The sequence below is a fragment of the Nostoc sp. WHI genome (assembly GCF_015714725.1).
Classification (GTDB): domain Bacteria; phylum Cyanobacteriota; class Cyanobacteriia; order Cyanobacteriales; family Nostocaceae; genus Nostoc.
Genome location: NZ_WBKM01000085.1, coordinates 1 through 10,930, shown reverse-complemented (window position 1 = coordinate 10,930; position 10,930 = coordinate 1). Strand labels below are relative to the sequence as shown.

Below are 10,930 nucleotides of genomic sequence, written 5' to 3'. Positions count from 1 at the left end.
AGGATTTTCTACATAAACTTAGTTATAAGTTGGTCAGCGATAGCCAAGCTGTCATAGTAGAGAATCTTCATGTTAAAGGCATGGTTCGTAATCACAAATTGGCGAAATCAATATCTGATGTAGGGTGGGGAACATTCACCAACTTTTTAGCTTACAAGCTAGAACGCATTGGTGCAAAGTTAGTTGAGATTGATAGATGGTTCCCCAGTTCTAAACTATGTTCTAATTGTTTCTATCAAATAGGTGAGATGCTGTTGGATGTCCGTGAGTGGACTTGTCCTCATTGCAATACTCATCATGACAGGGACGCGAACGCCGCGACAAATATTAGAGCAGAAGGCATCAGAATGATAAAGGCGGAAGGTTCAGCCGTCTCTGCTGTAGGAGGGGAGGTAAGCCCTACTCTTGGACGAAAGTCTAAGTTTAGGCACTCCCCTATGATTACAGAAGCCCCAACTTCAACCGTACTCGGTAAGTTGGGGTAGTTCACTGTGTTGAGGGCGTTAAAAGACTGCGATCCACCGCTCACTTGCATGAGCGCCAAAGTTCTGCCTTGAGTCGGGCGCATCGCTCCCATAGTCAGAGGAATCCAATCGATCTGGTTTTTCATAATTCCAGAAATTTGACCGTGCAACTCTGGGCTAGACCAGACTTGTCCTTCTGACCACAGGCTTAATTCGCGCAACTCCTGGACTTTTGGGTGGGTGTCAGGTACGCTGCCGTATATTGGCAGTTCAAGTGGATCGAAAAACTTCGCCTCTGCCCCAAATTCTTCAATGATGCGTCCTGCTTCCTCTGCCAACAGGCGGCTATAGGAACGCTGACGCAGGGAGCCATACAAAAATAAAATTCTGGGTGGATGATCAAATGTTGTCATGGTAATTGCTTATTTTCCTTGAACTCTCGCAAAAAGGTGCTTTGGCTTTCTCGTAATCTTCTTCTTTGCGCCTTTGCGTGAGATAAAAACAATGTGGTTAATTTACCCGAAAATCGCTGTAAGTCTAATCTCAGTACTACAAAAAGAGTTTTAGATTTCAATGCGTAACATTTTATCCCTTGATTCAGCAACGCCTAAATTCTTTATTTACAGACTCAATTAGTTGAGTCACCCGTTCTTTGATTTCATCGCGGACTCTAGGAAAAATTTCTGGTTGTTCTGCTGGATCATCTAACTGCCAGTCTTCAAATACTTCCCGTGTCATCCACTCCGGCGGCAAATTCACGCCACAGCCACACAGAGAAATCACTACATCAAAGTCTTGTGCTTGGAAATCACTGAGGGGTTTGGAGTGTTGATCGGTAATGTCAATGCCAATTTCTTTCATGGTAGCGATCGCTTCTGGTCTGACAAGACTTGCTTCTAATCCAGAGCCAGTCACTTGAATCTTTCCCTTACCAAGAATTTTGGCAAAACCTTCTGCCATTTGGGAACGAGCAGAATTCTTTTTGCAGACAAACATCACACGTTTCATGGTTCAACCCCTCCGAATAATGCGACTAAATTTATCAGGTTCTCGATTCAGATGGCGAGAAATAACGTTTTTCAAACCAGAAAGCAACATTAACAAGACCAATTAACACAGGCACTTCCACCAGAGGCCCGACAACAGCAGCAAAAGCAACACCCGAATTAATGCCAAACACGGCGATCGCAACTGCGATCGCTAATTCAAAATTATTTCCGGCTGATGTAAACGCTACACTTGCGGCTCTAGAATAGTCTGTCTTAATCCGCCAAGCCATGTAAAAGCTAACCACAAACATGATGACGAAATAGATGATCAATGGAATTGCAATCTTCACCACATCTAAAGGTATCTGAACGATCAAATTACCTTTCAAGCTGAACATAACTACGATTGTAAATAACAGAGCAATCAGCGTGATGGGGCTGATTTTAGGCACAAATTTGTCGTGATACCACTGCTTGCTTTTCACCTTTACTAAGAAGAAACGAGTAAAAAATCCGGCTAAAAAGGGAATACCAAGATAGATAAACACACTTTGGGCAATCTCGGCAATGCTGACATTAACAACACTGCCTTGTAACCCAAATAGTGGCGGCAGTACAGTGATAAAGAACCATGCATAAGGACTATAAAAGATGACCTGAAAGATGCTGTTGAAAGCAACCAATCCAGCCGTGTACTCTGTATTGCCTCGTGCCAAGTCACTCCACACAACTACCATTGCAATACAGCGAGCTAATCCAATCAGAATCAATCCCGTCATGTATTCTGGATAATTATGTAAGAAGATACTCGCTAGAGCAAACATCAAAATTGGCCCAATGATCCAATTCTGAATTAGTGACACACTAAGAATTTTTCCGTTGCGAAATACATCGCCTAACTCTTCGTAGCGCACCTTAGCTAGAGGCGGGTACATCATCAGAATTAACCCGATGGCAATTGGTATATTGGTTGTTCCTACCTGAAACTGATTGATAAACGCTTCTACTCCAGGAAAGAAATAACCCAGAGCAACACCAATAGCCATTGCTAAAAAAATCCATAAGGTTAGGAAGCGGTCAATAAAGGAGAGACGTTTTGAAGTCTTTTTGTTCATTTTGACGTGATGGCAATACTGTACCTTTATCGCTGTCAATTGCCAGCGCTTTTAATTTATCTTGGTGTTTTTCGTAATAGGTGTAACCAAAGTAACCCAAGGCATTTGGATAACTGCAATTTGCACCCGACTCTTTGGGTCAGCTTGATAGTCTTTAGCAATCGCTGTCTAATGGGATAGACCGTATTGGAACCATCAATTTTAATTGTTGTTGCAACCTTACTAGAATCTCTTACTCCACTTGCCTTCTGTGACTGGTGAATTTGAGCGGATGTGTTGGATACTATTGTGTAACTCGTCAAAGCCAACATTCCCAGGGCGATCGCTTGTCTTTATTGACCTCGCCTTTGTGAGTTATATGAATAGTATATCTCTATCATTTCAAAAAAAATTGATTTGTCAATACATATAAAGCTATAAGTCAACAAAATATTACAAAAAAAATTGATGAATTTTTAAGGTTCGCAGGGGGGACGAATAGGTAATATTGGGCTAAAGCGACGGAATTCTGCTAGATACTGCTCTAGGGCGACAAACTGCGGCAGATTGAGGCTGTAGTAAATCCAGCGCCCTTCTTGACGAGCGCGAACTAAACCAGCTTCTTTCAGGGTTTTGAGGTGAAAAGACAGTTTAGACTGACTGGTTCCCAGTTGGTCGCACAGGTCACACACGCATAGTTCTTGAGAGCGCAACAGTTCTAATACCTGAATCCGTAGGGGGTCAGATAGGGCATGAAAGCCAGCAGCGATCGTATTAGGAGTGAAGGTGCTATTGGGAGCCATCAAATTTTATTGAAGTATTTCTTTATGGTAAAGTCTAAATGATATGAATTTTTAACCCATATTCCCCAGGTTAGTTTGAAAATCATGGTATTTTATATAAACCAACTCTAACAATGGTTTCAGGCATTGAACCTCTATTCTACACCTCTGCGATCGCCTGACCCGTCCCCCCACTGCTTAGAAGCAGTCCCAGTCATTGCGATCGCTTCATAAATTTTCGTTAAAATTAAATGCGATGTGCAACTTAATATTCTGATCTCACTCCCAACACTAGGGAAGGTGGCTGGGGGTTAGGTCTGAATAAAAGTTGCACACGGCGTAAATTAATTCAATACTCACTAATCCAGCATATTTTCAGGATGATTAATTGACAAAAATGATTTTGTCTTAACCTCTTACGAATGGTGCTAGTTAAACAAAGAAACTGCTCACTGCAATATTTCCAAACGCCGGTAAAGTACCTGTTAATCCTGTTAAATTGACTAATAAATCACTACTCGACTGAAAACCAGCAGTGCTATTGTTGATCGTAAGATAAGTTCCCGCGATCGCTCCACTTGTTACTCTGACTAAGGCTGCACTATTCACCCCTAAAGCTTGATTTCCGGCTAAGGCTCCATTAGCATCGGTAAATACCTGATTGGCTAAATTTAGTAAAGTGGTGGCAGTCTTATCGCCGGCACGTGTAAAGCTGCTAGGTGCATTCGCAGCTAGTCCGCCTTGAGTTAGTAAATCAATTCTATCTGTGCCAATGCTGAAGTCAGTAATGCGATCGGTTGCTGATAGTGTTGATTGTCCAAACTGGAAGATGAATCTATCTGTACCTTGGCCGCCAGTTAGAATATCAGCACCAGCACCACCATTCAAAGCATCATTTCCATTGCCGCCATTAATAACATTGGCTACAGAGTTACCCGTGAGGATGTCAGCGAAAATCGAGCCTCTTATGTTTTCAACGTTGGAAATAAAATCGGTTCCTGCACCACCAGTAGCGAATCCATTAGCCAGATCTACGACAACCCTGGAACCGACAAAATCGTACTCAACAGTATCAATGCCACCTCCACCATTGATATTATCTGCACCCAATCCCCCTAAGAAAGATTCATTGGCACCAGAACCAGTCAGCACATCATTAAAACGAGATCCCAACACCCGCTCAATGGAAATTAAGGTATCACCACCGCTACCACCAGTAACAACTCCGGTGGACAAATTAACATTGACTGCTGAACTAGCATCAAAATAGACAGCAGTATCAAATCCTGCACCGCCATTAATCCTATCAGCGCCGCCAAAGCCCTGGATCTGGTTATTTCCAGAGTTCCCAGTCAGTATATCGCCGAATGCTGACCCATTGATATCTTCCACATTTGAAATAACCGATGTGCCAAAAGAAGTAATTGCTTGCCCTGTTGAGAGATTAACAATTACTCCCTCACTAAATCCTTGGAAGCTTAAGACATCAATACCCGCTCCACCATTGATGGTGTCGTCACCGTTGGAGCCGTTAAAGCTATCATCGCCCGCAGATCCGAGTAAACTGTCATTACCCCTCAGAACATATTGACCATACTCGTATCCTGACGTACCTACAGTTAAAAGGCTATTTCTTGTCGCAACGTCAAGATTCAGATTTGTCTCTTGCACGCTGAGTTGGCCGTTACTTCCGAAGGAAAATTGAGAAGTGATGGTTCCAGAATTAAAAAATCCATTTGAATTATAGGTGAAATTGACACCTACAAAACTAAACCGCAGAATGCCACTGCTATCGAGCACTTCAAAATTGGTGGACGTTTGCGCCCCAAAGAATTGGGCAAGAACAGTAGTATCCCCAGTGTACCTATTACCTTCAAATAGCACGGTATTAGCCATAAAACTTTCTCTCCTGATTAAACGTTTGGTGTGAATTGATTTTGAGTGAAGATGTCATTAGGGATTTCCAACAAATAAATTATCCAATCTTATGAGGTGGGCATTTTGCACATAGCCAAAGGTGGGCGGGCGAGACGCCCACCCCACAAGAAGTAGTTGAGTATTATTTTATTTGTAAATCCTTTAGCGTAGTGCTACGCCATACAAGATACTACCATTAAGCTTTTAGATATGGAAAAATAATTTATGTAGTGATTGAGTAGACAAATTGGGCTTGTGTAAATAGGGCTTTTATTTTGTAATGATATAAAATGCTGATCTTGAATCTTTTTCAAAGCCTCGCTTGTCAGCAAAGCTCAAAAATTCTTGTTTGGAAACAAGCATGGAGAAACAAGGTTTTACAGCAGTTTTCATATATTTGAACCACATTTGTCGTAGGGGCAATTCATGAATTGCCCCTACAACGTGGTCTATTTACGTGAAAATAGCTGTAAATATTATTTAATGAGGTTAGGGACGGGCATCTCGCTCACCCTACAAAAAATTATTGGATATTTTTTTATTTGGAAGTCCCAAACCAAAAGTGTTTCGCCCTTACAAGCGTGTCATTCGTCTATAGCCGATTCTTTGTGGGAATCACAATCATTGAGAAATAAGGTACTTCGGCTGGATCAACTTCATCCAGGGGTAAAATACGCTGCTGTGAAGTTGATGCCCGCTCAATATATCTTGCCCGTGATGCTAGCCCTAATTTATGCAGAATATCCCGCACTTTGGTAAAATGACGACCTAGTTTCATAATTGCGGCTGCATCGGTCATCAGCAGATGTGTAGTTAGTTCTTCAGCTGGCAATGGGGCGGGTAGGACTGTGAGGATATCGGTGTAATAGGTGAAAGGTACACCCAAGGCTACCGGACAAGCCATCAGTGAGGAAACTCCGGGGACAACTTCTGTTTCGTACTGGTCACATAACCGTGTGAATAGGTACATGAACGAGCCATAGAAAAATGGATCTCCCTCACATAGCACTACAACATCTCGACCAGCTGCCAGATGGTCAGCGATTGGTTCAATTTCTTTGTCGTAAATAGACTTTGCTTTTTCTGGCTCCAAAGCGCGGGGGAGGTGAAATAGCACCTCGATTTGATTGCCAGGAAGATACTGGGCGACGATCGCTCTAGCAATGCTCTGTTTATCTATTGCTGATTGATAGGCAACCACGGGAGCCGCACGTAATAACCGCAATGCCTTCAGTGTCAATAGTTCCGGATCGCCCGGTCCCACACCAATTCCATAGAGACGACCGCCAGTTTTCATAATCATTCTTCCTCCGTTGCCAAGGCGTTAACTGCTGCTGCCGCGATCGCACTTCCACCGCGCCGACCATGTAAGGTCAAAAATGGTACATTTCTGCTGTCTGCTGCTAGTGCTGCTTTCGATTCTGCTGCACCGACAAACCCCACTGGAAAGCCTAATATAATAGCAGGTTTAGTAGCTCCTTCATCAAGCATTTCTAATAGCCTAAACAATGCTGTGGGCGCATTGCCAATTGCAATCACTGCTCCTTCAAGGTGCGATCGCCATAATTCCAGGGCTGCTGCCGACCTGGTAGTACCCAAACGTTGAGCAATATCCGGCACTTCTGGATAGTTAAGGGTACAGATAACTTGATTGTTTGCAGACAACCGCCGCCTGGTGATGCCTTCAGCAACCATGCGGCAATCGCACAAAATTGGCGCTCCTGCTGCCAGTGCAGCCCTTGCGGATTGCACCGATGTTGGTGAATATCCCAAGTCAGTGACAATATCCGTCATTCCACAGGCATGAATCAGACGCACAGCAACTTTTGCTACATCTGGTGGCAACGCATCTAAGTTTGCTTCTGACCGGATGATTGCAAAGGAATTACGGTATATTTCGTTGGCATCTCGAATGTAGTCGGGCATTCAATTTTGGATTTTAAATTTTGGATTGGATTGTTATTAAATAATTGATGTAATTGAGCGATCGCATATCGATTAGCAAATTCCCCAAAGGACTCATTAAAATTTAGGCGTTGAATTTTATATACATATAGCATCCGTTCTATTAATACAGGTAGTTCGGCAAAAGTCACATATTTATATAGTTCACGACCAAATTTCTGCTTGCTGTCACCGACATAAACGTGATAGCCCTCCACAGTTCCATTCTCAGCCTCAATGCTGACACCAAGCACAGTAATATCACTCTTGTTATGCTGGGCGCAAGATTTTTCGCAGCCGCTAAAGTGGATATTAACTGGGTGTTCCAGAGTTACACGAGTTTCAAGATACTTTGCTAATGCCAACGCATGACTTTTAGTGTCCGTGGCAGAAGCGGCGCAACCCTTTTTTCCAGAACAGGCAACTAATGCACTTTTTATGTTAGTTGCTGAGGAATCTAATCCTAAGAAAGCAATTTCACTTTGGACATCACCAACCCATTGCTGAGGAATATCTGTGAGAAGCAAATTCTGCCAGGGGGTTAACCTAAGAGTGCCGCTACCGTATTTTGTTGCTAAATCTGCCAAACCCCGTATCTGCCTACTCTCCAGCCGCCCAAGGGGCAAGACTACACCAATGTAAAATAAGCCTTGCTGACGTTGGGGATGAATACCAATATGCTGATATTTCCCCTCTCGTTGTAGGGAGAATTCCTCCCCCTTCTCTGGAGGGGTTAGATATTCTCTTGTTCCACTGTAAAAAATGGGGAAAGATAGACGCTGCTGAACTTCCTGAAGATAATTTTCACAACCTAAAGTATTTAATAACTCTCTCAGACGTAGCTTACTCGTAGTATGACTATGAGCTAGATAGACATTCGCCAAAGCTTCCAAAACGGGCAAACATTCCTCTGGTGGTAACAAAATTCCCATATCGCTAGGCGGTTGACCCTTTGCGCCTACACTGAGATAGAGGCGGAAATAAACATTACTGTCAACTAAGACAGCAGCAAACGCGATATCATTGAGGCGATCGCACACCTGAACTATCCCACCACCATCAAAGCAAACACTAAATTTTGCCGACAGTGCTGATAACGCAGGATGTGCAGCAATATAATTATCCCAACTTTGAACAAAAGGGCGAGTATCAATTAATTCCTGCGGGTCGATACCAGCAGTCGGACTGGTCATAATATTGCGGATGTGGTCTACAACAGTATTGCGAGAACCCAGTCTCATATCTTGTAGGTGCTTCAGAACTTCAGCATTTATCCCCGTGCGGATTTCGCGGACTTGGAGGTTGGCTCGGTTAGTCACATCCACATAGCTGCCACCATGCTGTTCTGCTATATCTGCGATCGCACGGCACTGGTGACTATTAATAATTCCACCTGGTATTCTAATCCGAGATAGTATACCATCTTCGGCGGGTGTAGCATAAAACAAGCCGGGACAAGTGGCAAATCCAGATAGCAAACTTGGAACTCCTTCCCCGTGCAACGCAGGGAGTAGACGGTGAGTGTGTCCTGAGAGTTGGCATTCTGACTTGGGTCATCCCATTACAGCTGCGGCACAGTCCCGGAATTTCACCGGAGTTTCCCAACTCGAAGTTTTAGTAATTTAGCATGAGAAAGTAGTTATAAAGTTGAATGCTTCATATTTTGAATCAACCTGTCTACGCTGACAGAGTTCGTCCTAACGCAACAGCAGTTATGAACGCAAAAGCCGATGCTCATGCAAGAAGAGCAATACTCGTTAGGAATGATCGTCATTGTTGAGGAACTCGACAGCATCGACTTAGAAACAGCATTGTACTCTGATATCCGGGGCGTATTACCCACTACTAGCATAGAGTTGGAAATTGTCGCTGCTAGCGATCGCTTTTGGTTTGGTAGTGCTACATGCACACACGGGAGATAGATGTTTTAGGAATGGTTGGGTTGGTTGGGAAATAAAGTTATGTCTACGATGGTTACTGAGCTTGTCGTTGGCGCAGCCTAAGAAGAGAAGTGCGGGCTACGCCTACGCTAAACGCTTGCACATCTTGGAACACACGGTTAAGTTTCATAGGAATACGCGGGGGATGTGGGAAACTCAGCGTCTAAAGACGCTGAGAGGAAAACGGCACGAGCGAACGCCACTTGCTACAACGCTCTTAACCCGCGCAACGCAGTGGCTCCTTTAGTCGCAGTGGTATTTGTGGTAAAATTAGAACGTGAGTAAGAACAAAAAACATCTACGTGTTGAAGCATCCTAGTATCGGAGAAACCCCGGCTACGCAGTGAAACAACGGTTAGGTTTAAGACAAGAGCGCAGTATGACAGGAAAGAGCAAGTAAAGGCAGGTTGCGGAGCGTACCGCGTTTTGGCTTAGTGATGGATTCTGAAAGCATTAAAAACATAAAAGTAGCTAGAAACCTAAGCAAGACTTAGAGTGACTAGGTAGACGGCGTTTGACGGTCGTAGCGAGATTGGATTCAGATAGTAGTCTTAATCTAATTCTGTCAGTAGAATCTCAGTGTCTTCAGACCTGAGAGTGTCAAGTCTCATCGATTTTTCAAAAGCTTGGTGTTTCCACCCGCACCGAGGCTGTGACTGTTTTAGTGCGCCTCGGTTTAATTATGCTGTGATCTTTATCGTAGTTTAGCAGAAATAACTTTGGATTCCATAGAAAACTAATTCTTTTGATAGAAAGAGTTTGTTTCGGATGATAGACGGCTAAAAAAACATTACAAGTTATTCTGAGTTGTAACAAGCAGGACGAATAGCTAAAACGTCTTAGTCGTTTACGAGTTTCAAAATAATGATTTTCTTGGGCTGATTTCATCGGTAAGGAACCAATTCCATGCGAAAAGTAAAACTTCTGTAGAAAAGTAAGTTACTCAGGAACAGAACTAAAATTCTATATCTTGTTTTAACTGCGCTCAAAATTTTTCAGGCTCACTCTTAACCTCATCTACTGAGATTCTTTTAAGACTTTCAAGCGGAAGTGACACAATCCTCAATATGTCTTGTTCAAATCTACTTATTCAAGAGATTGAGTTGAAATGATTGTCTTTGAAAATCAATAAACCACAGTAATCTAAAACATCTAAGGAACCATCATCATGAAGTCTTTTGATTTATCCAAATCTGTTTTGGCTAGTATTATTGCCGTAAGTTTCGCTGCTGTACCGCTAGCTACCCCAGGTTTTGCTCAATCCGGCTCCTCCGGCACTAGCACAGGAACCACAGGCACCACAGGCACCACAGGCACCACAGGCACTGGAACCAGTACAGACCCATCAGGTTTAGGCACGGGCACAACAGGCACTGGTACTACTGGAACGGGCACCACAGGTACCACAGGCACCACAGGCACTGGAACCAGTACAGACCCATCAGGTTTAGGCACGGGCACAACAGGCACTGGTACTACTGGAACGGGCACCACAGGTACCACAGGCACCACAGGCACTGGAACCAGTACAGACCCATCAGGTTTAGGCACGGGCACAACAGGCACTGGTACTACTGGAACGGGCACCACAGGTACCACAGGCACCACAGGCACTGGAACCAGTACAGACCCATCAGGTTTAGGCACGGGCACAACAGGCACTGGTACTACTGGAACTGACACCACAGGCACGGGCACAACAGGCACCACAGGCACCACAGGCACTGGAACCAGTACAGACCCATCAGGTTTAGGCATGGGCACAACAGGCACTGGTACTACTGGAACTGACACCACAGG

11 protein-coding genes, 3 pseudogenes and 1 riboswitch are annotated in these 10,930 nt (G+C 43.8%); of the genes and pseudogenes, 4 read left to right on the top strand and 10 right to left on the bottom strand.

The genetic code is table 11. The features are described 5' to 3' along the window. Positions 1–275: pseudogene (locus F8S12_RS41965) on the top strand (IS200/IS605 family accessory protein TnpB-related protein); the annotation flags it as partial. Positions 276–295: 20 nt separating this feature from the next. Here the strand turns inward: F8S12_RS41965 and F8S12_RS08635 are convergent. From F8S12_RS08635 to cobG, 10 genes and pseudogenes are all read right to left on the bottom strand, one after another. Then, complete coding sequence (locus F8S12_RS08635) at positions 296–877, bottom strand: NAD(P)H-dependent oxidoreductase (protein ID WP_331001370.1); 582 nt, start codon at positions 875–877, stop codon at positions 296–298. Positions 878–1,061: 184 nt separating this feature from the next. Further along, on the bottom strand, positions 1,062–1,472 hold the full coding sequence (arsC, locus tag F8S12_RS08630; protein ID WP_196515897.1) for an arsenate reductase, glutathione/glutaredoxin type: 411 nt from the start codon (positions 1,470–1,472) through the stop codon (positions 1,062–1,064). A gap of 34 nt (positions 1,473–1,506) precedes the next feature. Beyond that, a complete protein-coding gene (arsB, locus tag F8S12_RS08625) occupies positions 1,507–2,568 on the bottom strand; it encodes an ACR3 family arsenite efflux transporter (protein ID WP_196515896.1) in 1,062 nt (353 codons plus the stop codon). Then, a pseudogene (locus F8S12_RS42265) lies at positions 2,558–2,677 on the bottom strand (ABC transporter substrate-binding protein); the annotation flags it as partial. The gene arsB and the pseudogene F8S12_RS42265, both read right to left, overlap by 11 nt. Positions 2,678–3,023: 346 nt before the next feature. Further along, positions 3,024–3,350, bottom strand: a complete 327-nt coding sequence (locus tag F8S12_RS08620; protein WP_196515895.1) for an ArsR/SmtB family transcription factor — start codon at positions 3,348–3,350, stop codon at positions 3,024–3,026. Between the two features lie 411 nt (positions 3,351–3,761). Continuing rightward, a complete protein-coding gene (locus F8S12_RS08615; protein ID WP_196515894.1) occupies positions 3,762–5,225 on the bottom strand; it encodes a calcium-binding protein in 1,464 nt (487 codons plus the stop codon). A gap of 291 nt (positions 5,226–5,516) precedes the next feature. Then, a complete protein-coding gene (locus tag F8S12_RS41580; RefSeq protein WP_269144785.1) occupies positions 5,517–5,639 on the bottom strand; it encodes a hypothetical protein in 123 nt (40 codons plus the stop codon). Between the two features lie 199 nt (positions 5,640–5,838). Next, on the bottom strand, positions 5,839–6,543 hold the full coding sequence (locus F8S12_RS08610) for a precorrin-2 C(20)-methyltransferase (RefSeq protein WP_196515893.1): 705 nt from the start codon (positions 6,541–6,543) through the stop codon (positions 5,839–5,841). A 2-nt stretch (positions 6,544–6,545) separates the two neighbouring features. Next, complete coding sequence (locus F8S12_RS08605; RefSeq protein WP_196515892.1) at positions 6,546–7,172, bottom strand: precorrin-8X methylmutase; 627 nt, start codon at positions 7,170–7,172, stop codon at positions 6,546–6,548. Further along, positions 7,097–8,668, bottom strand: a complete 1,572-nt coding sequence (cobG, locus tag F8S12_RS08600) for a precorrin-3B synthase (protein WP_230967890.1) — start codon at positions 8,666–8,668, stop codon at positions 7,097–7,099. The genes F8S12_RS08605 and cobG overlap by 76 nt, the downstream gene beginning before the upstream one ends. Positions 8,669–8,718: 50 nt before the next feature. Continuing rightward, a riboswitch (adenosylcobalamin-variant (AdoCbl-variant) riboswitch) is annotated at positions 8,719–8,808 on the bottom strand. 118 nt (positions 8,809–8,926) lie between these two features. On the opposite strand from cobG, the gene F8S12_RS08595 reads away from it, so the two are divergent. The 3 genes and pseudogenes from F8S12_RS08595 to F8S12_RS08590 all read left to right on the top strand — a co-directional run. Then, on the top strand, positions 8,927–9,112 hold the full coding sequence (locus F8S12_RS08595) for a hypothetical protein (protein ID WP_196515890.1): 186 nt from the start codon (positions 8,927–8,929) through the stop codon (positions 9,110–9,112). A gap of 622 nt (positions 9,113–9,734) precedes the next feature. Then, positions 9,735–9,821 (top strand): annotated as a pseudogene (locus F8S12_RS41960) (DNA-binding response regulator); the annotation flags it as partial. A 477-nt stretch (positions 9,822–10,298) separates the two neighbouring features. Next, the coding region (locus tag F8S12_RS08590) for a hypothetical protein (protein ID WP_196515889.1) at positions 10,299–10,930 on the top strand (632 nt) is incomplete at its 3' end.